The sequence below is a fragment of the Bacillus velezensis genome, assembly GCF_001461825.1.
In the GTDB taxonomy this organism is placed as follows: domain Bacteria; phylum Bacillota; class Bacilli; order Bacillales; family Bacillaceae; genus Bacillus; species Bacillus velezensis.
This window is the reverse complement of sequence record NZ_LLZC01000012.1, coordinates 852190-875179: the sequence shown is the minus strand read 5'-3', so window position 1 is coordinate 875179 and position 22990 is coordinate 852190. Positions and strand designations below refer to the sequence as shown.

Genomic DNA, 22990 nt, shown 5'->3' with positions numbered 1-22990 from the left:
TTCCCCCTTAGTTTTTGCGAGTCAAGCTATCAGATACAATGCGTTCCTGTTCTTTTTTGTGGACTGTCGGATCTCCTTCTGCGGGACTGGATCGTCTTCTTCGGCCGATGTATTGGACATTTACTCCTTTTGGCGCGATTTCCGTCAGATACGGGCTGATATAACTCCATGCCCCCATGTTCTGCGGCTCTTCCTGAACCCAAACGATCTCTTGCAGGTTCGGCAGTTTGGCGAAAAGCTCCTTCGTATCTTTTGCCGGGAACGGATACAGCTGTTCGATTCTGGCAATATGAAGCCAATCCTTATCGCCTTCCATTTTGTTGAAGTGATCGCTGATATCAATTGACACTTTTCCGCTTGATAATACGACGCGAGTCACTTTTTCGTAAGCATGGGAAAGTCCGGACTGCTCATAGACAGGCTTGAATCGGCTTTCGCTCAGTTCCTGCACTTCAGATACCGTATTCGGGTTGCGCAGCAGGCTCTTCGGCGTCATGATCACAAGCGGGCGGATTTCCTCACGAAGCAGCATTTTCGCTTGTCTTCTTAAAATGTGGAAATACTGAGCCGCACTTGTCAGGTTGGCCACCGTCCAGTTGTTTTCCGCCGCCAGCTGCAGGAACCGCTCGACGCGGCCGCTGGAGTGTTCAGGGCCCTGCCCTTCGTAACCGTGAGGCAGCAGCATGACCAGGCCTGATTTTTGTCCCCATTTTGCCCGTCCTGCAGATATGAATTGATCAAAATAGACTTGAGCCGCATTGGCAAAGTCCCCGTACTGCGCCTCCCACATCACAAGCGTTTCAGGCGAATACACGTTGTATCCATATTCAAAGCCGAGAACCGATCCTTCAGAGAGCGGGCTGTTATGCACCGTAAATGAAGCAGCGCAGTCGTCTAAGTGATGGAGGGCAACAAATTCTTCTCCTGTTTCGCTGTCATGCAGCACAAGGTTTCTTTGAGCGAACGTTCCGCGCTCTGAATCCTGTCCGGTCAGCCGGATCGGCGTGCCGTCTTTCAAAATGGAAGCAAACGCAAGTGATTCAGCCAATGACCATTCAACTTTACGGTCATCATCAAACGCTTTTGCACGTCTTTCCAGGATTCTTTTCAGCTTGCCGAACACGTTAAAAGATTCCGGCCAGTTGATAAGTTCGCCGTTCAGCTTGCGGAGAACATCAAAATCAATGGCTGTGTCAACGTCTGGAAAACCGTTGGACACCGGTTCCGGCAATTCAATTTCCCGTACGGCGTCTTCTTTTTTGGCGGGCACCTTTTTATAGGCGTCTTCAATTCGTTTTGTCACTGCCGTTTCGATGTTTTGCGCTTGTTCCTCGCTGATCAGTCCTTCACTTACGAGTTTTTCCGCAAAGATCCGCTTGACAGTCGGGTGTTTTCTGACGGCGTCATACAGCATCGGCTGTGTCGTTGACGGCTCATCCATTTCATTGTGGCCGTACCGTCTGTATCCGATTAAATCGATTAAGAAATCTTTATTGAACCGCTTCCGGTATTCAACCGCAAATTTAACGGCTGACAGGCATGCTTCCGGATCATCCGCGTTGACGTGAACGATCGGGATTTCGTAGCCCTTCGCCAAATCACTGGCATATTTCGTGGACCGTGATTCATCGCTTTCTGTTGTAAAGCCGATCATATTATTGGCGATGATATGAATGGCCCCGCCGACCTGATAGCCTTTCAGAGAGCTTAAGTTCAGCGTCTCGGCGACAATGCCTTCTCCCGGAAACGCTGCGTCACCGTGAATTAAAATGGCGAGCGATTTTGTTTCGTCTTGAACCGGGTACCCCTTTTGCGTTCTTGTTTCCTGTGCCGCCCGCGTGCTTCCTTCCACAATCGGATTGATGAATTCCAAGTGGCTCGGGTTATTTGCAAGCGTAATCCGCGCGCTTTTGGTTTCAGCATCCTGAAGCTGTCTGTCTGCACCGAGGTGATATTTTACATCGCCCGTCCAGCCGTAGCTGATGCCGGTCGATCCTTCAGACGGCACAAGGTCTTTATTCGGCGCGTGCTGGAATTCTGAGAAAATAATCTCATACGGTTTGCCGAGCACATGCGCAAGCACATTTAAACGGCCTCTGTGCGCCATCCCGATATTGACATTGGTTGTGCCCGCTTTCACAGACTGGGCGATAATGTCGTCAAGAACCGGCACAAGCGCGTCTAATCCCTCAATTGAGAAACGCTTCTGACCGACGAATGTCCGGTGTAAAAATTGTTCAAATCCTTCTACTTCCGTCAGTCTTTCTAAAACGGCTGACAGTTTTTCCGGTGAATTTTTCCGGAACAGTTCTCCGGATTCGACCATTTTTGTAATCCATGCGCGCTCTTCGAAATCATGCACATGGTCAAACTCGAAGGAGATGGTTCTTTTATAGGTATTGCGTAAATGCTGGATGGCTTCTAAGCCGTTTGTTATATTGGCAGGTGCGTCTTTACAGATGACAGACGCGGGTATTGCTTTCATTTCTTCTTCTGTAAGCCCGTACTCGGATAACGGAAAGAGCTCGCTCTTTTTCGGATCCTTTCTGAGCGGATTGACGGAAGCGTTCAGATGGCCATAGGTTCGAATATCTTCTGCAAGTTTAACTGCTGCTGCGATCTTTTGAATCAGATCTGCGGTGACGCGTCCCTGTTCCTTTGTTCCCGATGCCTCTTTTATTTGGCTTGGCGGAGCGCCGAGTTCGTCAAACATGTCTTTCAGATCCGGATCAATGCTGTCTGGATCTTCAGCATATTGGTCGTACAGCTCCAGTGCGTAGCCGAGGTTCGGTCCGTAAAAATCTTCCCAATTCATTCTTTGTTTCATATTATTTTGAAACATTTGAATATTACCCCCAACCTAGATAATCAAGTGATCAATTCACTATCTTGAAATAACTTTTGAACGCTGTGCCCAAAATTATGTAATAAAAACGCTTCCAAGGATATTTTACCACTGATTGCGTTTGGATTCTACCTTGATTGTTCACAAAATAGTAAAAAAAACAGATCAATACCGAAAAAATTAAATCATTTTAAAATAAAAAGCGAAAAAGCATAGGAAAAAGCCTATCCTATGCTTTTATGAAGCAGTTTTTTCAAGAGCGGATACAGCACATCGGGCAGCTGATCGACATCCGGAACAAAAATACTGTACTTTCCGTACATATCCTGAATGGTTTTCATCTGTGATTCTTCTATCGCAGTATTGGACAGAAAAACATTTATGACTTCTATCCCTTTTTTTCTCGCTTCGATGACAGCCTCGCTCGTATCGACGATGCCGTTTTGTTCGTATCCGAATGCTGCCGGCTCTCCGTCTGAAAACACGATTAAAAATTTTTGCGCCTCACTCCGCCGCATCAGCTGTTTCGTCATTTGTCTGATGGCGTATCCGTCTCTGTTATCTTCTTCAGGCGCAAGCTGCATGATCAGCGGACCCGCCGCCTGCAGCAGCGACTCTTCAAACGGAATGACGGTATTGAAGAAATTCGGCTGGCTCGTTTCGGTCGCTTCGTTCGTATCCTCCCAAAATCCGACGATCTGGTGCGGTACGGACACTGATTTCAAGGCTTCATGAAAAAGAACGATCCCTCTTTTTGTTTCATCCATTTTGTCGAACATGCTGGCCGAACAATCGACAAGCAATGTAAAAACGGCGTCAATGTCTGAAGATGGGTCCTGCTTTTTATAGAAAAGGCGCGGGTTCCGCTCCGTAAAATAACGGATCAGTTTGCGATTCAGCCGGCCTGCGTGAAGGTCGGTCCGCGGGAGCGTTTTTTTGTGCTCAAGTGTTTTTTGTATCATCTGCTTCAGGCGTTTTTGATATGATTCTATCGTTTTTGCCTGTTCTTTATAAGACTGCTCCTCTTCAGGAGACGCTTTATGAGGCGTTTGATAAACCGGGAAGGCAAATTTATTTTCTTTTCCGTCAGCCAGCCCCGTGCCCTCATGTTCATCCTGAATGGATTCAAGCGCTTCCAGTTTGGAGTAATCCTCTCTTTTCGTCTGACGTGCGGAACCTTGAACGGAGCCGAGCGCCTGGTCACCGTCATCGCCTTCTCTGGCCGCGTCTTTCCCAAGATCTGATTTCGCGCCGTGCTCAATATCAAATTGAAGGAAACTTTTTGCCGGCGCTTCGGTTTCCCGGTGCCACGTATTCATTTTCTCTTCAAGGATTTCTTCATCTCCGTCGGAAGACTCAGGGAGCGTGAGATCGTCACTTAACGAAGGCGCTTTTTTTACACTTTCGAATAAAGGCTCTTCAGCCGCTTTTTCGTAATCAAGTTCCGGCAGAAAAAAGTACGTGTTCAGCATATCTTTCTCGAGCACTTCATCAAGGCCTTCCATGAGGTCTTCCGTTATTCTTGCGATTTGTTCCGTAGAATCCGCCTCATACACCCGGATGAGCTGACGTTCAATATACGGTATCATCATATCAATATGTTCATGCATGGAAGGAATGCCTTCAAGCGGAGACTCAGCCGTCAGCTTGACAAACATCGCGCAATACAAAGCGTCGGTGAAAATGCTCCGTTCTAAATTCAATGTCAGCTGCGTCGTGAAATATTTCCTGTACATCTCCCTCCGCTTCTGAAAAACACGTTTCGTTCCCGGCCGTTCTTTTTTGATCAGCTCTTCAATTCTGATATCCTCAAGCAGCATAAACAGCTGCTTGGCAAAGCTTTGGCGGGTAAAGTGCCGGTGAACGTCATTTAAAAACCCCGCAAATTCCCGAAATGAGCTGCTGCGTGTTCCGACAGCGCGCAAATAGACATCGCTTTTCAGGCCGGCTTCCATATCCCCGGCTGAGCGGTCTTTCCAAAAGTGGCTCATGTAAATTTTCTTTTCAAAGGGATTGTAGTAAGACTGCACGCCGTATTCCACTTCAACTTCACTGCTTCTGGTCAGTGTTTTGGCCAGATCAGTCAGCATCATGAACAAAAACGAATCAATCGTGCTGTCGTTAAATTTGATAAACTTCATTGTATGTCCCTCATTCGAACAGCGTTTCTGCAATATTTCTGACAGCGGCTTTTTCCCTGTCGTCGTCAAGTTTTTCTACGATGCCTCTTTCAATCGCCCGTTTCGGCGGGATGTACGCAGCCAAGTCGCACGTATCAATGAGAGCCCTGATGGACGCCGCTTCTTCTGACACTTGTCCGTTATGCGCTTGTGCGATTAAATCAGAAGACAGCGTCATAAAGCGTTCAATTAATTTCTCATCTTTTAAGACAGACTGAGAGGTCAGCACCTGTTTCAGGAGGCTTCCTTTAATATACGGAACATCAATGATGACAAAACGGTTTTTAAGGGCTTCGTTCAGCGGAACGGTGCCGACGTAGCCTTCATTAATCGCGGCGATAACACCGAATCCTTCGCTTGCCTTAATCACTTCTCCTGTAAAGGGATTTGTCATCATTTTTCTGTAATCAAGCACGCCGTTTAGAATCGGAAGGGTTTCAGGCTTTGCCATATTGATTTCGTCAATGTATAAAAAATGTCCCTCGTTCATTGCGGTTGTTACAGGTCCGGGAACGAATTCAATTGTCGCCTGTCCCTGTTCATTTTCAATCGTTTTATAGCCGACAAGCGCTTCTGCATCAAGGTCTACGGAGCAGTTGACGCTGTGCATCGGTTTATGAAAATAGTTCGAAAGCGTTTCCGCCAATTTTGTTTTCCCTGAGCCCGTCGGTCCTTTTAATAAGATATTTTTTCCCATTGTCAAAGCGATGACGGCATCGAATACAATCGCTTTATCTTCGGCCTCATAGCCTGATGATCCGATTAAATCCCGGAATTCTTGGGAAACGGGATGATTTTGATAAGCCTGCAGTTTGTTTTGTATATCTTCCGGAAGTGATAGGTGCTGTAATTCTGAAGTCATAGGTGATGTTTCCTTTCCATTTGTATTCCATAACCGAGTATACTAAAAAAGCCCTTGTATACTCAATACAAAAGGGCTCATTCCCTGCGGGCGCTTTTTGTCAGGGGAGCGCAGGCGATTCTGGCTCCGGAATTTCCGCTCGGGTTTGTTAAATAATCGTCCGTATGTTCATGAATGACGAACGCGCTTCCGTCCCGGTCGAGCAGGCTGAGTCTGCTCCCTTCTTTTAATGAAGTTTGCGGCGCATTCATAATGACATCCACTTTACCGTCAGCCCCCACTTCAAGATTGGGGAGATCCCCGGCGTGATGACCCATCGGATTGTTAAAGCCGTGTTCTTTGTTCAAAGGGTTGAACGGACCGCCGGCTGATTCGAAATCAGGTGCCTGACAAGTCCCTTTTTCATAAATATGAAATCCGAGAGAAGTACCGGGCGGCAGATGCCCCGCTGATATATGAATGTCTGATCCTTCATCATCAGATTCCCTCACTTCGATATATCCGATCGTTTTTCCGTTTTGATTGATGAGTCCGGCATGCTCACGGTATGCAGATGCTTCCAATGCGCGGCTTTCCTCATGTTTTTTGGGCGGAACAGGAGCGGGTCCCCCCCCGCAGCCGCAAAGCGTAATTGATGCGAGCATGAGAAAAAGCAAGAGACGATTCATGCTTCCTCCCCCTTATTTTTTTACCCATCAGTCTTGTCAAAACGTAAAAATGGTAAACAAAAAAAGCCCCGAAAGGCTTTTTTTAAAAATAACTGCGCGCTCCTAAATACGCTTTTTTCCAATATGGGTTGCTTAAGTTTGAAATTTCAACCCCGGAGGAGCTTGCGTGAATAAAATTTCCTCCGCCCAAATACATTCCCATATGAGAAGGGCCCGCTTTATATGTCGTAAAGAAGACGAAGTCGCCAGCTGACGGCTGGCTGATATGTTTCATCGTATTCCAATATCCGGCCGTGCTCAGACGGGAAACAGAGGTTACCTTATTTAAAAGGTAATAGATGTAACCGCTGCAATCGAAGCCCGCAGGCGTATTGCCTCCCCAGCGGTAAGGCACGCCGACATGTTTTTTCGCCTCGCCTATCATTCTGTCAATCTTTGACCCTGTCACCGGAGGTTCGGGAGTATTCGGCTTGTTTGGCTTTGCCGGTTTGTTATCCGGCTGCCGCACAGGATCTTCTGTTTTTCCCGTTCCGTTAATCACCAGAACTTGTCCGATTTGAAGCACATCAGTTGTCAATTTATTTTTTTCTCTGATGAGCTGAGCTGTGATGCCGAACCGATTAGCAATTTTCCAGAGGGAATCGCCTGCTTTTACTTTGTAAGTGGATGGCTTCTCAGAAGGGTTTGAATGAGATGGCGGTGTTGTGCCGCTGTTTCCGTTATGTGAAGAACCTTTGATCTTTAACACTTGATTCGGATACAGCATGTCTGATGTTAATTGATTCAGCTTTTTCAGTTCGGCGATGGTGACGCCGGTTTGATTGGCGATTTTCCACAGCGAGTCACCCGGCTTCACAGTGTAAGCCCCTGATGCGCCTTTATCAGGCTTTGTCTGTCTGCCGCCTCCGTCCGTGCCGCCGGCAGACCCTTTAATTTTCAGTTTCTGGCCGGGATAGATGACATCTGAATTCAAACGGTTCAGGCTTCTCAGCTCAGAAACGCTCATTTTGTATTTTTTTGCGATCACCCATAATGAGTCTCCGTATGTAACTGTGTAAGCACCCGTACTTCGTTTTCCTTTTTGACCCGTTTTATGTGTGCCGCTGCCGTCAGGAATGTGCAGCCGCTGTCCTGGGTGGAGTATCGTTGATTTCAGTTTATTTTCCGCCTGCAGGGCTGAAATACTTGTATGATATTGCCGGGAAAGCTTCCAAAGAGAGTCGCCGCTTTTTACTTGAATGGTTTTTGCTTCAGCTGGATGCACGGCGAAGGTTGAAGTCATTACTGCAGATACAGCCAGACCGGCTGCGATTTTTTTCTTCATATAACGAAAAACCTCCTATTTATCATTGCTGAAAGGGACGTTCCTTTTCTTTGGACGCCGCCTGTTATGCAGGATTCATTCAGAAGTCGACATTAATTCCGATTCATTTGGCCTTAGATCATCACCAATGCCACACATTTTACATAAATTGAGAACATTTCACAAAAGACTTTAGAATCATTTTCATAACATGGCTTTTTTCCGCGACATTCCACCTTTCTTGTCTGTTTTTCATACAATTCTCTTTACGGCGTGAAAAATCCTCCCGAAAAACAATCAAAAAAAGCCCGCTTCCTTTAAAGGAAGCGGGTGACGGCTGTGATTACAGAACCCGGGTCTCGGCAGTTTTCACGTCTTCTGCTATCAATTCCGCTGCACGCTGTGCTCCGCCGGCCGCTTTCAGGGATTCTCCGATTTCAGAAGCTTTTGTCTGATATTCAGGATTTTCGCTCAATTCTTTTATTGCTTCAGTGAGCAGTTCGGCTGTTACATCTTCTTTTTTAAACATCTTGCCCGCGCCCGTGTTTTCCACTTGGCTTCCGACGGCGAACTGATCTGCGCCCATCGGAATGACGATCATCGGGGTTTTGTAGTAAAGCCCTTCGCTCGTACTGTTCATTCCGCCGTGAGTGATAAATAAGTCCGCTCTCTTCAGGATCTCAAGCTGCGGAACATAAGGCTTTACAATGACATTCTCAGGAATTTCATCAAGCTCCGCCGGGTCAAGATGTTTGCCGATTGACATGACGGCTTTTCCGTTAAAGTTTCTGGCCGCTTTTAAGCATTTATTAAACAATTCCTTCTGATTGTTAAAAATCGTGCCCATGGAAATAAACAGGACTTTTTCTCCTTCAAGCTGTTCAAACGGGAAATCTTGAGCCGCCGCCCTTTTGGTTATGGACGGGCCGACAAAGAGATAAGAATCGCCAAACTCTTCTTCTTTCGGCTGAAACGCTCTTGAAGTAAACACGATGGTTTTTCTGCCGTCATTTGAGAAAATATCATACGGCGTTTTAATGTCTGCGCTGAATTCTTCATTGAGCCGGCTGACCGCTTCGGTATAAGCCGGATAATGAGATGATTCCTCTGATACAAGGTTTGTATTTGAAAACACTTCTTTAATAAATGCTTCATTCATTGCAAATGTCGTACAAAGTGAATATGCCGGCAGTTTCAGCTGGTTTCTCACGAGCCTTCCTGCCAGAAAATGATGATCATACAGGATGTAGTCGTAGGATTCATCCTTTACTTCTTCAAGAATACGGAGAGCGGCTTTTTTGGAAGTCTCAATCATTAATAGTAAAAACTCGGTAGCGTCCCGCTGTTCATCACCCGTTGCGTTTTTTCCGAATTCATCTTTTCGGAAATCTTCATATTCACGGAATTCCGCTCCGCTTGACGCGATTTTGTTCTCATATTCCTTCACGCCGTAATATACGACATGTTCCCCTTTTGCCTTCAGTTCTTTTACGACGCCTAAAGACGGATTGATATGGCCTTCTCCCGGAAAACCGATCATCAATACATTTGCCATCTTTCCACTCCCTATTCTTTTAAATTTTATGTATATTTAAACGATAACATCAATACAGAAAAAGGTAAAGATGTTCACCTTATTAATATTAAATGGGTACAATATTCCCATTTTCTTATTATTTCGTATGAAGCGCCCGCGGCGAAACAAGCGGATACAGTCCGCCGTCTTTAGCAAAGGACATTTTTCCCGTTTCTTCTGAAACAACGAGCACGAGTGCATCAGTCACGGCCGAAAGACCCATCGCGGCCCTGTGGCGCGTCCCGTATTTGAGATCGACATGTTTTGTTGTGAGCGGAAGCACATTGGCTGCTGATACAACCCGGTTTTCTCTGACCAATACGGCTCCGTCGTGAAGCGGATTGCCAGGATAAAAAATACTCTCAATTAAAGCCGCACTGATCTCGGCATGCAGGCTGGTCCCTTTTTGTATTATTCCGTCCAGCGGATCTGCACGTTCAATCACAATCAGCGCTCCGTGTTTTTCTTCCGCCAGATGCTGCACGGCCCTCGCCAGCTCTGTATAGGAAGGCGTAAAATGTTCGATATATGTCTGCAGGTAAAACGACGAAGCGACAGCCTGCATTTCCTGAAACGTATGTCCCAGTTCATCTAATTCGCAAAGAAGGCATTGGTCTTTTTCATCCAATGTCCGCAGTATCATTCCGGCATCCTCCGTAATTTGTTTCAAATACGTTTGAACGGCAGCGGTAAACGCGCTTTCCGTCATTTGAGTGTGGCGCATGTCACATCAGCTCCTTTCCCTTATTTTCTGCATCGCGCGCATGGATATGCGCCGCTGTGTGCACCATAATCATGAAAGGAGGCGCACATCATATGGAATTCGCACGGCTGATGCAATATATCTGCACTTTTTTAGGGGTCATTTCACTTTCATTCATTTATGCCAAGATGTTTAAAAAGCCGAAACCGGACAAAAAAGAGTAGGCCGGCTTTCATTGCTTTTTATACATAAAATGTTATAATTTCTCTCGTTAAAATAAAGAAACGGGGAACCTAACTTGAGAGAAACGAACACGATCGGCCAAAAGGTCAGACAGCTGTTACATATCTTCATTCCGATTTTAATCACACAGGCGGGCCTTTCCCTGATCACCTTTTTGGATACGGTGATGTCAGGAAAAGTGAGCGCCGCCGATTTAGCCGGGGTTGCAATCGGTTCAAGCCTGTGGACACCGGTTTATACGGGCCTTGCAGGAATATTAATGGCCGTTACGCCCGTTGTTTCGCAGCTGTTTGGAGCCGGCAGACAAAAGGAAGTGCCGTTTTCCGTCATCCAGGCCGTTTATGTAGCGGCCGTTCTCAGTGCGGCGGTTATCCTGATCGGCTTTTTCACCGTTGATATGATCTTGGGACATTTGGGACTGGAACCTCGTGTCCGGACGATCGCAAAACACTTTTTAGGCTTTTTATCCCTCGGTATTTTTCCTTTGTTTGTGTACACCGTTTTGCGCTCGTTTATTGATGCACTCGGCAAAACGCGAGTCACAATGCTTATTACGCTTTGCTCATTGCCTATTAATTTTGTTTTAAATTATGTATTTATTTTCGGGAAATTCAACATGCCGGCATTGGGCGGAGTCGGTGCGGGGCTCGCTTCTGCCCTGACTTACTGGTGTATTTGCGCCATCAGCTTTTTTATCGTCTGCAGATTTGAGCCGTTTGCCGGGTACTCTGTATTTCGGAAACTGTACCGTTTTTCTCCGTCTGAATGCAGAAAGCTTTTGAAAATCGGTTTGCCTATCGGTTTTGCGGTATTTTTTGAAACGAGCATTTTTGCGGCTGTCACACTGCTTATGAGCCATTTTCAGACGGTGACGATTGCAGCTCACCAGGCGGCAATGAATTTTGCTTCCCTCTTGTATATGCTGCCGCTCAGCGTATCCATGGCCATGACCATTTTAGTCGGCTTTGAAGCAGGCGCAAATCGCTATAGAGATGCCCGCTCATACAGCTATATCGGGATCGTGATGGCGCTTAGTTTTTCTTTATGCACGGCGGCTTTCATTTTACTGTTCAGGCCGCAAATCGCCGGAATGTATACATCAGATCCGGCGGTGCTCATGTTGACGCAGCACTTTTTAATCTATGCGCTGTTTTTCCAGCTTTCTGATGCCGTAGCAGCTCCGATACAAGGCGCTCTGAGAGGATATAAGGATGTCAACTATACACTCGGCGCGGCTTTTGTGTCGTATTGGATTATCGGGCTTCCGCTCGGTTACGCAGTCGGCACTTATACGGGCCTCGGGGCATACGGCTACTGGATCGGGTTAATTGCAGGACTTGCCGCAGGAGCTGTCGGTTTATTCTTCAGACTGATGAAACTGCAAAAGCGTTATGTGAAAAAAATGATGATTTTATAAAGGAGGAGCAGCAATGCCAAAACATAAACTGCTGTACGATTATTTAACTGAACGGGCGGAGGACATCAGTCAGACATGGTTTGATACGCTTCATGAAACGGATCCTGATTCTGTTTATGCTTCTACTGACCCGGCTGTACTCACAAATCTGAAAAAACAAAATCTGGCGTTTAATTATCAACTCAATCGGATTTTTTCTGAAGAGAAGGAAGTATATACAGCGGCCTTGGAAAAGTGGGCGTTTAAAGCCGCACGGGATAAAGAACATTTAAAAACTCCCATCCATTATATTATTCGCGAGTTTATCAGAGTTCGTGATTTGTATGTCGGCCATGTCAAGCAGTTTACCAGACTTCATACGGACACCGTGACAGAAGAAGATGCCGAAGATATATTCCATACGCTGATCAAATCGTTTGATGTGGTCATTCATATTTTCATAGAGGAAATGTATAAAAACACAAACATTCAGCTTGAAGCGCAAAAAGAATTGATCACCGAGCTGAGCTCGCCGGTAATTGTGCTTTTTGACAATGTCGGACTGCTGCCGCTGATCGGGGATATTGACACGGCAAGAGCCAAAATGATTTTGGAGAATACGCTGCACCAGTGTTCAGAGAAGCGCATCACTCAGCTGTACATTGATTTATCGGGCGTAGCCATGATTGATACGATGGTTGCCCAACAGCTTTTCACCTTAATTGAATCACTCGGAATGCTCGGCGTGAAAGCGACATTATCCGGAATCCGTCCTGAAATCGCCCAAACCGCGGTGCAGCTCGGACTGAGTTTTTCAAATTTATCAATACGGTCTTCGCTTGCGGAAGCGATCGCTTCCGATCTGGCACAAAAAAAGGGATAAGGCATTTCAGCCTTATCCCTTTTTTATCAGTCTTTCCACGGATATGTCCAATACACTTCTTCTTCAAACCATGTCTGAAGAACCGGCTCGTTATTTTTTATTTTTTCTTCCAGCTCTCTCAGCATGCCTTCCGTTTGGGTGCGGTGCGCTTTTAAGGCATTCATTTTTATATCGGCAACCTCTTTAATATCAAGAATGACATCAGGCTTGCCGACGGCTTCCTCCCTGTTGCGGGTGATTGCCATGCAAAGCGTGCGCGGGCGGTCCTCTTTTTTCTTTCTGTAAAGCGCTCTGATGACCGCTTCGCCGCATGCATCATGATCCGGATGGACTCCGTGCTCCGGATAGAATGTGACAATCAGACTCGGTTTTACATCGTCGATAATCTCTTCCATCATATCCGCGAGCCACTCGTCATCTTCAAATTCAAGTGTTTTATCACGAAGCCCGAGCATTCTCAGGTCAGTAACGTCCATTGCTTTGCATGCGTCAATCAGCTCTTGCTTTCTTAACAGCGGCAGTGTTTCACGGTTCGCGAAAAAGGGATCTCCCATGTTCCGGCCCATTTCGCCAAGCGTTGCGCATGCATACGTAACGGGAATATCTTTTTGTCTGTGTAAAGCAATCAGCCCTGCCACTCCGTATGATTCATCATCAGGGTGAGGCAGGATGACGAGTACATGTTCTTTCATGATTTTCACCCTTTTCTTTAAACTGTAAACGGCTTTTCGCTGATTTGAAGCGAAATCGCCAATTTTCCGCCCGGCAGATGCCCAGCCATTAACAGACGGTCTTCGTCATCTACTGTATACTCAGTCAGACCTTCTGCGTAAATCCAGCCCTCTTCTGTTTTCAAACCGACGCGGTACGGGCCGTTTCCTTTGATTTTCGCCTGATGGTACGTCACTTTTGCATTGCGTATATAGGCTACAACCGTCATGTTTTTCTCATTCAGATGCGCTGAATAAGAACCGGTCGTTGTTTCCAAATGGATATATACAGGACGATCGGCATATCGCTCTAAAGAAGTTTGCACATCTTCTTTTATGATCGCTTTCATAGCTGCTCCCCTCTTTCTTCTTTTAAAAATTGCAAACGCTTCGTATGTAGTTCAACCAATTCATATTTCTCAATCGGCCGCAGCCGGGAATCTACAATTCGCTGCACCGCCAGAGCAAACTTTTCCTCGGGTGACTTCCGGAGCCTCGGATGTGTTCTTTGATCAAGCAGTTCAAGATCAATTGCCTTCTCCGCTTCTTCAAGAGTTGAAGCCGGGAGAGTGCGGTTATTCCACAGTGCCTGATAGGCTTTTGCTATGTCTTTATCAGTGCCCATTGTACAGCTCCTTTACATACTCGTAATGATTATACATAATTTAAGCTATCGCTGGAAAGCGAAAGGCTTAGCGGCTTTTTATCGGCCGCTTCCATTTGATCTGTGAAAAGGTAAACAAAAGCAATGCTGCCCATATACAAATGAAGGTAAACGCTTTTTGCCCGGAAAATGGTTCATGATACACAAATACGCCGAGCATAAGGGTAATGGTCGGCGCTATATATTGCAAAATGCCGACTTGATACAGCGGCAGACGCTTTGCCCCCTCTGCAAACAGTAACAGCGGCAAGGCCGTAAATACGCCTGCGAAAAATAGGAGCGCCCATGTTCCTGCCCCCAAGGACCCGGAAGTGCTCCCGTCAGCTGTATATCCTAAATAAATAAGTGCAGCCGGGGTAATCAAAAGCGTCTCCAGCGTCAATCCGATCGTGCTGGACATGCGGGTTCTTTTTTTACATAAGCCGTACAGGCCGAAGCTGAATGCAAGCAGCAATGCGATATAAGGAACCGCGCCATATTGAAACGCAGATATGATCACGGCCGCCCCGGCAATAGAAACGGCTGCTGTTTGCATCTTGTTAAGCTTTTCTTTTAAGAATAGGATGCCCAAAAGAACGGAAACGAGCGGATTAATGTAGTACCCGAGACTTGCTTCAAGCAAAAAGCCGTGATTGACGGCCCATATGTACACAAACCAATTAACGGAAATTAAAACGGAAGCGAAAAAAAGCGCCAGCAGGCCCCCTTCCGATTTCAAAAGACGCAGTTCACGCCATCCGGTTTTCCACTTCTTAAGCACAGTTAAAAGCACACACATGAAAACAAATGACCATAAAATCCGGTGAGCTAAAATGTCCAATGCGGGTATTTGTTCAAGAAGTTTCCAATAGACCGGAAACAGCCCCCACATGGCGAAAGAACAAGCGGTATAAATGATTCCTTTTCTTGCGTTATTCCCTTGCACGGCCTTCCCCTTCCTTTCTGTAAACAGATTATATTATATCACGGGAAGCTTCCGGCGGGCATATACTATGTTGTCCGTTAAGAAAGGGTGAGATGCCGTGTTTGATTGGAACAGATATTTTCCCTTCCAAAATCAGTTCTCTAAAGAAACGTTTAAAAATGCTGATCCGAAAGATGTCGAGACATATGTCAACCGAGTGATGGAAAGCGTATTCGGCGCCGGTTATGCCGGACAGTTCCCTTTTCGCGACCCAATGTCCAAAAAGGCCGATCCGGTCGAAGCGGAACCGCCCAAGCCGGAAATTGACCTTTTTGAAACATCCGATCATGTTTTTGCGAAAATTCCCGCAGAACAAGAGGAACTCGACCGTATCAGGATTAAGCATACGTCACACAGCCTCGTTGTAGAGAACAGCAGTCTGGGAGAAGGAAAAAAAGAAATCATCCTTCCGAGCCTCGTCAAACGGAAAGGAACAAAAGCAGTCTATAAAGACGGGATGATTGAAGTTATGTTTTCAAAACAGGAAGACTACAATTTATCGGAAGTGGAGATTTTAAGATAAAAAAAACGGCCCGCGCGATGCAGGCCGTTTTTTCTTTAATAAAATGGCGGATAACCGCCGGCTCCCGGACCGAAACCGCCGTATGGGACGCCTCCGTATCCGTAACCGGCGAACCCGTACGGATAGCGGGGTCTTGTAAAACCTGTGGCAATTACGCCTCCGAGAAGACCGCCTAAAAATCCGCCGAATAAAGGAGCGCCGAACAAAAAAGGACTTCTCGCCGGAAATCCGGCAGGACCGAAATTCCCGCGATACAATGCATGACGAGGGTACATGTTTTTCCTCCTTTATGTCTGCCTATTCTTAAGCGTATTCATAAAATGAGGAAATTGATTGGGCGATTGTAACAACATGTGCCTCTCTCTGATATTGCATTAATGTATAAATATTTTGGTTATAATTTGATTACATTTTGATTAACTGTTATACTTTTTTACAAGTTGCGACATTATAAAACCATCAGGGGGAATAAAATATGCCATTACTTCGTTTTGACGTTATTGAAGGCCGGGATGACGCAGCATTAAAAAAATTACTGGATACCGCCCATTACGCCATGGTTAAAGCTTTTGACGTCCCTGTAACGGACCGTTATCAGATCGTTCACCAGCATCGGCCTCATGAGCTTATCATTGAAGATACCGGGCTCGGTTTCAAAAGAAGCAAAGATCTTGTCATCATCAGCATTGTCAGCAAAGCGCGCACCGAACATCAAAAAGAAACATTATATCAACTGATGGCTGATCAGCTTAAAACAGAATGCGGCATATCACCCGAGGACGTCATGATTTCCATTACAGAAAACGGGAACGCCGATTGGAGCTTCGGGCTTGGTGAGGCTCAGTTTTTAACCGGGAAACTGTAAAAGGCCTCCCCGCTTGTTCTGAATGATTGCAAACTGAATAAAAGAGGGATGTATGTTGGTTAGTGAGTTGTACCCTTGTTTAATATGCGGATTTAAAGGATTAGAGACAAGTCCCGTTTATAACGGGGAATATCAAAAAACATTTGATATTTGCCCCTGCTGCGGGTTTGAATTCGGCTACAGTGAGGACCATGACGTAAGCTTAGGGTTTATTGTAACGCCTGATCATTTAATTGAAGCGGCATTTCAGTTATACCGGAAACAGTGGATTGAGGGGGGAATGAAACTATTTTCTCCAAATGATGTTCCGGCGGAATGTAAAAATGATCATTTCCTTACATTCGATGCTTTATTAAAGCAATTAAAAGGCTTGAACCTCAATCTGAACAATTTTGATATTAATGGTTTTTATGACGAGTAAACATTATTATTAAGAAAAGGCTGCCTTGGGCAGCCTTTGTTATTCATCACATGTGTCGTTGGCAGATCCCCCGGGCTCGCAAAAACTGTCTGCCCATTTTTGCATTTCCTGAAAAACGGCTTGCAGGGCCATGCCTTTATCAGTCAGTTTATAAATGACTTTGACAGGTGTTTCAGGCAGCACCTGACGCTCGACGATTTCATTTTGTTCCAGCTCTTTGAGCCGCTCCGCGAGCATTTTTTGGCTGATTGTCGGTATCGTTTCGGTCATATCTTTAAATCGTTTCGGCCCGTCCATCAGTACATGGATAATGAGGCCGTTCCAGCGCTTTCCCAAAAGGGAAAAAGCGGATTCCATTTTAGGACACATTGTATATCCCACGTGAGTTCATCCCTTCATCTATGAATTGACAAGTTTTTTGTGATCCATTAAAATTAGTTTTCGAGTTACATTTAGTAAGCTTCTAACTTTTCTATTATGATAACACGTTTATCCGAAGGAGGAAACATGATGACATCCGTATTAGACGTTTTAAAGGAACGCGCATCTGTTAAAGAATACGATAAAGACGCGGTCATTACAAAAGAGGAATTAACAGAACTCCTTGAAATCACAACGCAAGCGCCTTCCGCCTGGAACCTTCAGCATTGGCATTTTCAAGTCTTTCACAGTGATGAAGCAAAAGCTGCCCTGCTTCCGGTTGCTTTTAATCAAAAACAGATTATTGATTCATCAGCAGTTATTGCCGTATTAGGCGATTTAAAAGCAAATGAAAATGGTGAAGACGTTTATGCTGAACTGGCTGAGCAAGGCAATATCACAGAAGAGATTAAACAAACGCTTTTAGGCCAGATTAACGGTGCATACCAAAATGATCAGTTTGCCCGTGATTCAGCATTTTTAAACGCTTCTTTAGCAGCGATGCAGCTGATGCTTGCCGCTAAAGCAAAAGGTTACGATACTTGCGCGATCGGCGGATTCAATAAAGAGCAATTCGTTAAGGAATTCGACGTGAGCGAGCGTTTCGTGCCCGTCATGCTGATTTCAATCGGCAAAGCCGTTAAGCCGGCGCATAAAAGCAACCGGCTGCCTGTATCTAAAGTGTCAACTTGGCTGTAAAATGAAAGAAACCCTTAGTCCGCTTAAGCAGACTAAGGGTTTTTTATAGGAATCGCTCACTGTACCAGGTTCTTGCCTGCTCTGCTTCCTGCTGTGTGAGCTGATGACCGCCCTCCTGCCAAACAAGAGAAACGGATGCATGAGCATCTGTCAGATACTGATAAAGCTCCTCCGATTCTTCTTTTGTACATAGGGGATCGCGTTTTCCCGCACCGATAAACACAGGCAGCCCTTCCATATCAGGCAGCTTCACTCCGCGTATCGGCACCATCGGATGATGCAGAACCGCTCCTTTCAGTACATCTTTATAATGAAACAAAAGACTTGCTGCAATATTGGCGCCGTTTGAATAGCCGGCAGCAATCACGTTTTCTCTGCTGAATCCGTACATTTGCGCCGCTTCATCAATAAAATTCTTTAATTCTTCCGTCCGTTCAATTAAATCTTTCTCGTCAAATACGCCTTCTTTCAGCCGCTTAAAAAAACGGGGCATGCCGTTTTCCGACACTGATCCTCTGACCCCGAGCAGACTTGCTTTCGGATCGATAAAACGTCCGAGCGACAGAAGATCATGTTCATTTCCCCCCGTTCCGTGCAAAAGCAGCAGAACATTTTCTGACGTCCCCTGTTCAAACACATGTTTCATCATCATTCTCCTTTCTCCATTTTGGGCAGAACAGCTGTAATCTGGCTGCGATGCTCTTCCAGCCATTCCGGAAGCTTCAGCTCTGTTCCGAGATTTTCAAAGGATTCATCCGTCATAAAGCCCGGTTCATCGGTTGCCATTTCAAATAAAATGCCGCCGCTTTCTCTGAAATAGATTGAAGTAAAGTAAGACCTGTCAAGAATGTCAGATGAAGCAAGATGAGAAGCAGCAAGAATGTCCTTCCACTCCGCCTGCTCTTTTTCGGTAGTGCGGAAAGCGACATGATGGACTGTCCCGTAACCGCCGATACCTGCTTCTTTCGGCGCGAGATCAACATCTATAATATGTCCGATCCGGGCCTCCGATTGCAGCCTGACAATCTGATTTTCTTCTCCTGTCTTTGAATAACCGAAGCGTTCTATGAGAAATTGAATGGTTGCTTCAGGACGGTACGAGTACAAAAGAACACCTCTCATGCCTGTGATCGCTTCTTTTTCAGTAATGCCCGCAGGCGTCCATTCACTCTGTCCGCTTCTTTCATCTTCCATTATGGCAAGCGGCAGGTCTTCTGTATCATTAAAGAGAAGCACTTGTTCAGACAGTATGATCTGCTCTTTTACAGACAAGCCGTTTTCTTCAAGCCGGCGCTTCCAAAACGCGAGTGCTCCTTTCGGCACGGAGAAATAAATTCTTCCGGCCTGCCCTTTTCCCACGGTTCCCGGGCGGCTTCCCTGAAAAGGAAAAAATGTAATGATCGTGCCCGGCTCTCCGTTTTGGTTGCCGAAATAAAAGTGATAAGTGGCCGGGTCGTCAAAATTAACGGTTTTTTTAACGAGCCGCAAACCCAGCACTTCAGTATAAAACCGAAGATTTTCAGCAGGATCTTTTGCAAATGCGGTAACATGGTGCAATCCTTGTGTATTCAATGTATTCACTCCTAAATATCTTGATTTCGAGATATTAACTATTCTAATTTAATATGAATGAAGATGCAACTAAAGTGTTTCAGTTAAAAAAGTAATAGAATTCTTTTTTTTCTGAAAAATATCTTGTGATCTTTTCTGACACCTGCTATGATAAGGAGCATTATCAAGTTTCAGGAGGAAAGTAAATGGTCAGAAAAGCACTAATTTTCGTTCTCATCTTAATCCCTTTCAGCCAGCTGGCCCTGCTGTCAGTCGCTAATCGGGTTCATCCGATCATTATCGGGCTGCCTTTTTTTCATTTCTGGCTGCTTTTATGGATCGCAGTCACTCCATTATGTTCGTTTCTTATTTATAGGCTGCAGAAGAAACAAGGAGGACTGGACTGATGCCCGCAAATATAACAGCATTGATCATTACAGCCGTCATCGTTTTAACCGTTGTCTGCATCGGCTTTATAGCCGGGAGAGACAAATCATCACGCACTTCTGTTGAGGAATGGTCTGTCGGCGGCAGACGGTTCGGGGGGCTCCTCGTCTGGTTTTTAGTCGGCGCGGATCTTTATACGGCTTATACGTTTTTAGGCTTAACAAGCACAGCCTACACAGGGGGAAGCGTTGCTTTTTTTGCAATCCCGTATTCTGTTTTGGCGTATTTTATCGCTTATTTCTTTCTGCCGAAGCTGTGGAAAGTGGCAAAAATACACAAATTAACGACACTTGCCGATTATGCCCGTGAGCGTTTTGACAGTAAACTTTTGGCCAGTCTTGTCGCGATTGTCGGCGTTCTTATGCTCATTCCTTATATTTGTCTCCAGTTGAGCGGAATTCAAGATACGCTTCAGGTGGCCGGAACGGGTGTCATTAATGTCAATATGGTCGTCATCATCTCTTTTATTCTTGTAGCGCTGTATACTTTTTTCAGCGGAATTAAAGGGCCGACGTTTACGGCGATTATTAAAGACATTCTCGTGTGGGTGATTATGCTGTTTATGGTCGTCTCACTCCCGCTGATCCATTTTCACGGCTGGACGCCGATGATTCACACTTTGGCTGAAAAAGCGCCGCAAATGCTGACGATCCCGGACTCGGGGCCGAAAGGAATTCCTTGGTTTATCACAGCTTCCATCGTATCTGCGCTGGCGCTCTTTATGTGGGCGCATGCGGCAACCGGCGTATTTACGGCAAAAAGCGCAGATGCCGTCCGCAAAAACAGCATGTTTCTGCCGCTTTATAATATTGTTTTGATTCTTGTTATTTTTCTCGGCTTTATCGCGTTTCTTGTCCTGCCGGAAGATACCAATCCGCGGCTCGCTTTATTGAAGCTGATTCAAACGTCTTACGGCGGGGTCGCGCAGGGCTTTGCTTACTCCACGATTGCCCTTGCGTCATTGATTCCCTGCTCTATCATGGCCATCGGAGCATCAAACTTATTTGCGAATAACTTATATCGGGATTTGATTCACCCGAATGTGTCACCAAGCAAGCTGACGATGATCACCCGTTCAATGGTATTTGTCGTCATCGGGCTCGCGCTTTTATTCGGCATGCTGTTCCCGACTGCGCTCGTTACCCTTCAGCTTCTCGGTGTTTCCGGCATGGTTCAGATCTTTCCGGCTATCGCCGTCAGTCTGTTTTGGAAGAATCAAACGAAAGAAGCGACAATTATCGGTCTTCTCGTCGGTCTTATCGTGACATTCACGGTAAATATCACCCAATCCGCCCACGGTATATATGAAGGCTTTTGGGGTTTGACCGCTAACATGGCAGCCGTTATTATCCTTAACCCGTTTTTTGTAAAAAAAGCGGCTTCAAACGCCGTCAAAGACGGTTTATTCAATAAAGCGCCTTCTGATCAACTGAACCAAAAAGGCGCTTAACAGAAAGAAGCCGGCACGTAAATGTGCCGGTTTTTACTTTTTTTGCTTCCATTTGTAGGTAGCCACGGTTTTAGCCGGGATGACGGCTTCAAACTGCCGATTTTCTGAAACGACATGGAATTTTTGGTCGGCGGATGTCTGGTTGATTACGACTGTCACAATGGATTGATCAGGATTAAGGAACGATACATTCGAGACTGTGTTTTTGGAGCCGTAATTACTTTCTATCCGCTTTGCTCCCCGGTCGATAAATTTTGAAAAGTTGCCTGTCATATGAAAGATCGGGATATTCCAATAGCGGTCAGGGTTTTTAGCATCCTGAATAAACAGCGTCGGGTCTGGGGTGCCTATCCAATGATGCGTCTTGATTTGACTGTCGAGCATCGTCACCCACGCATTGTAGCTCGACGCGCCGTTGCGGAAATACTGCGCGATCCGGTCCGCCCCTGCCGTCCCCCAGATAGACCGCTCCGTTAAGTGAATAGATTGATCAGGATATCTCTTTCCGATCTCCGACATGACGGAAAGGTCACCGTCATAATCGTGAAAAGCGATGCCGTCTGCCGCCCGGTTTCCTTTTTTATCATCTAAAATCGGCGGAATATAGTTCCACGCCCCGCTCGCATTGTGATCATAAATCCAAATTTTCGTGTCAATTACGTGTTTTTTCATTTCTTTTTTTAAGGCCAGTGCCAGTTTGCGCTGCTGAGACGGCGACATATACATGCTCGGATAGTCGATTTCCAGCAAAGGTTCATTTTGAAGGGTCATGGCATAAATCGGAATTCCTTGCTTTTCGTACGCCTCAATAAATTTGCGGAAGTAAACGGCCAGTTCGCCGATATATTTATCTTTCAGCTTTCCCCGCTTAAGGTTTTCATTCGTTTTCATCCAAGCCGGCGGGCTCCACGGTGAAGCAATGATTTTCAGTTCCGGATTTATCGCCAGCGCTTCCTTGATGGTTGCTGTAATGTGTAAATCAATATCCTTTTGGATCGAGAAATGACGGAGCTTAGGATCTGTTTGGCCTTCAGGCATATCATCATACGTATAAAATTCCTGTGCCGTAAAATCAGATGTCCCGATTGTTATGCGCATAACGTCCATGCCGATACCATCTTTGGGATCAACCAGTTTTTTCAGCACTTCTTTTCTTTTTGCGGGTGTCATTTTTGATAAATTATGGATTGTGGATTCTTCCAGGGACGATCCTACGCCTAACACACTTTGATAGCGGCGCGACGGATCAATATACACGGCGGCGGTGTCAGAAGCCTTCTTTTTTGTCAATGTAAGCGGTGTTTGTTCGTCTAAGGCGTATTTCACTTCCTGCGGCCCGTCATACCACGTACGGGAAGCCGGATCTTTTTCAGAACTGAACCACACCCTTACTTTGTTTTTGTCTGAAGCCTTCCGATCAGCCGCATACACTTCGGTCATGCTGCTTGATATGAAAAAGAAAAACATAAGAAAAACCAGCGTCATGTGCAGACCTTTTTTAAAAAACATGAGCCACCATCCCTTTCCTTATTTTTATAAGCGATCCTAAATGAAAAGCCGGACAGTCACCTCCTTCCCGCTTGAATGAATGCGCTTTCAAAAATACTGATAAAAAGC

General features: G+C 45.7%; 24 protein-coding genes. 8 read left to right on the top strand and 16 right to left on the bottom strand.

What is annotated here, in order from left to right:
• Positions 1–7: 7 nt before the first annotated feature.
• From sucA to cdaS, 7 genes are all read right to left on the bottom strand, one after another.
• Positions 8–2842 carry a 2-oxoglutarate dehydrogenase E1 component gene (gene sucA, locus AR442_RS08485; RefSeq protein ID WP_014418120.1) on the bottom strand — a complete coding sequence of 945 codons (2835 nt, stop codon included), beginning with the start codon at positions 2840–2842 and terminating at the stop codon, positions 8–10.
• A gap of 227 nt (positions 2843–3069) precedes the next feature.
• A complete protein-coding gene (locus tag AR442_RS08480) occupies positions 3070–4986 on the bottom strand; it encodes a vWA domain-containing protein (RefSeq protein WP_014418121.1) in 1917 nt (638 codons plus the stop codon).
• Positions 4987–4996: 10 nt separating this feature from the next.
• Entirely contained in the window at positions 4997–5887 is an 891-nt protein-coding gene (locus AR442_RS08475; protein WP_003153758.1) for an AAA family ATPase, read from the bottom strand.
• Between the two features lie 77 nt (positions 5888–5964).
• The gene (locus tag AR442_RS08470; RefSeq protein WP_014418122.1) at positions 5965–6555 is read right to left on the bottom strand and encodes a superoxide dismutase family protein; all 591 of its coding nucleotides are present in this window, start codon (positions 6553–6555) and stop codon (positions 5965–5967) included.
• 82 nt (positions 6556–6637) lie between these two features.
• Positions 6638–7879 (bottom strand): C40 family peptidase, encoded by a 1242-nt coding sequence (locus tag AR442_RS08465; RefSeq protein WP_014418123.1) that lies wholly within the window; start codon positions 7877–7879, stop codon positions 6638–6640.
• Between the two features lie 322 nt (positions 7880–8201).
• Complete coding sequence (locus tag AR442_RS08460) at positions 8202–9413, bottom strand: macrolide family glycosyltransferase (RefSeq protein WP_014418124.1); 1212 nt, start codon at positions 9411–9413, stop codon at positions 8202–8204.
• Positions 9414–9531: 118 nt separating this feature from the next.
• Complete coding sequence (gene cdaS, locus AR442_RS08455; RefSeq protein ID WP_014418125.1) at positions 9532–10158, bottom strand: sporulation-specific diadenylate cyclase CdaS; 627 nt, start codon at positions 10156–10158, stop codon at positions 9532–9534.
• Between the two features lie 277 nt (positions 10159–10435).
• Between cdaS and AR442_RS08450 the strand changes: the two genes are divergently transcribed.
• Together AR442_RS08450 and AR442_RS08445 are read left to right on the top strand one after the other, a co-directional pair.
• Positions 10436–11797, top strand: coding sequence for an MATE family efflux transporter (locus AR442_RS08450; protein WP_014418126.1), 1362 nt, complete (start codon positions 10436–10438; stop codon positions 11795–11797).
• Between the two features lie 13 nt (positions 11798–11810).
• The gene (locus AR442_RS08445) at positions 11811–12659 is read left to right on the top strand and encodes an STAS domain-containing protein (protein ID WP_014418127.1); all 849 of its coding nucleotides are present in this window, start codon (positions 11811–11813) and stop codon (positions 12657–12659) included.
• Positions 12660–12685: 26 nt separating this feature from the next.
• Here the strand turns inward: AR442_RS08445 and bshB2 are convergent, their stop codons facing one another.
• From bshB2 to rarD, 4 genes are all read right to left on the bottom strand, one after another.
• The gene (bshB2, locus tag AR442_RS08440; protein ID WP_007407961.1) at positions 12686–13351 is read right to left on the bottom strand and encodes a bacillithiol biosynthesis deacetylase BshB2; all 666 of its coding nucleotides are present in this window, start codon (positions 13349–13351) and stop codon (positions 12686–12688) included.
• A 17-nt stretch (positions 13352–13368) separates the two neighbouring features.
• Entirely contained in the window at positions 13369–13719 is a 351-nt protein-coding gene (locus AR442_RS08435; RefSeq protein ID WP_007611980.1) for a YojF family protein, read from the bottom strand.
• Complete coding sequence (locus tag AR442_RS08430) at positions 13716–13994, bottom strand: hypothetical protein (protein ID WP_003153742.1); 279 nt, start codon at positions 13992–13994, stop codon at positions 13716–13718. The genes AR442_RS08435 and AR442_RS08430 overlap by 4 nt, the downstream gene beginning before the upstream one ends.
• 67 nt (positions 13995–14061) lie before the next feature.
• On the bottom strand, positions 14062–14958 hold the full coding sequence (rarD, locus tag AR442_RS08425; protein ID WP_012117756.1) for an EamA family transporter RarD: 897 nt from the start codon (positions 14956–14958) through the stop codon (positions 14062–14064).
• Positions 14959–15055: 97 nt separating this feature from the next.
• Between rarD and AR442_RS08420 the strand changes: the two genes are divergently transcribed.
• Positions 15056–15520, top strand: coding sequence for a hypothetical protein (locus tag AR442_RS08420; protein WP_014418128.1), 465 nt, complete (start codon positions 15056–15058; stop codon positions 15518–15520).
• Between the two features lie 35 nt (positions 15521–15555).
• Here AR442_RS08420 and AR442_RS08415 read toward each other — a convergent pair whose 3' ends face one another.
• Positions 15556–15795 (bottom strand): hypothetical protein, encoded by a 240-nt coding sequence (locus AR442_RS08415; protein WP_003153736.1) that lies wholly within the window; start codon positions 15793–15795, stop codon positions 15556–15558.
• 200 nt (positions 15796–15995) lie between these two features.
• On the opposite strand from AR442_RS08415, the gene AR442_RS08410 reads away from it, so the two are divergent.
• Complete coding sequence (locus AR442_RS08410) at positions 15996–16385, top strand: tautomerase family protein (RefSeq protein WP_003153733.1); 390 nt, start codon at positions 15996–15998, stop codon at positions 16383–16385.
• Between the two features lie 52 nt (positions 16386–16437).
• A complete protein-coding gene (locus AR442_RS08405) occupies positions 16438–16806 on the top strand; it encodes a hypothetical protein (RefSeq protein WP_012117758.1) in 369 nt (122 codons plus the stop codon).
• A 39-nt stretch (positions 16807–16845) separates the two neighbouring features.
• Here AR442_RS08405 and yodB read toward each other — a convergent pair whose 3' ends face one another.
• The gene (gene yodB / locus AR442_RS08400) at positions 16846–17187 is read right to left on the bottom strand and encodes a transcriptional regulator YodB (RefSeq protein WP_003153729.1); all 342 of its coding nucleotides are present in this window, start codon (positions 17185–17187) and stop codon (positions 16846–16848) included.
• A 129-nt stretch (positions 17188–17316) separates the two neighbouring features.
• Here yodB and AR442_RS08395 point away from each other — a divergent pair, with 129 nt between their 5' ends.
• A complete protein-coding gene (locus tag AR442_RS08395; RefSeq protein WP_003153727.1) occupies positions 17317–17925 on the top strand; it encodes a nitroreductase family protein in 609 nt (202 codons plus the stop codon).
• 43 nt (positions 17926–17968) lie between these two features.
• Here the strand turns inward: AR442_RS08395 and AR442_RS08390 are convergent, their stop codons facing one another.
• Complete coding sequence (locus AR442_RS08390; protein WP_021493917.1) at positions 17969–18571, bottom strand: alpha/beta hydrolase; 603 nt, start codon at positions 18569–18571, stop codon at positions 17969–17971.
• Between the two features lie 2 nt (positions 18572–18573).
• Complete coding sequence (locus tag AR442_RS08385) at positions 18574–19497, bottom strand: ring-cleaving dioxygenase (protein ID WP_014418130.1); 924 nt, start codon at positions 19495–19497, stop codon at positions 18574–18576.
• 185 nt (positions 19498–19682) lie between these two features.
• Here AR442_RS08385 and AR442_RS08380 point away from each other — a divergent pair, with 185 nt between their 5' ends.
• Entirely contained in the window at positions 19683–19883 is a 201-nt protein-coding gene (locus AR442_RS08380; protein WP_003153716.1) for a DUF3311 domain-containing protein, read from the top strand.
• Entirely contained in the window at positions 19883–21373 is a 1491-nt protein-coding gene (locus AR442_RS08375) for a sodium:solute symporter family protein (protein ID WP_012117763.1), read from the top strand. Before AR442_RS08380 ends, AR442_RS08375 begins: the two co-directional genes overlap by 1 nt.
• A 33-nt stretch (positions 21374–21406) precedes the next feature.
• Here the strand turns inward: AR442_RS08375 and AR442_RS08370 are convergent, their stop codons facing one another.
• Entirely contained in the window at positions 21407–22882 is a 1476-nt protein-coding gene (locus AR442_RS08370; protein WP_053284881.1) for a glycoside hydrolase family 30 protein, read from the bottom strand.
• Positions 22883–22990 lie beyond the last annotated feature (108 nt).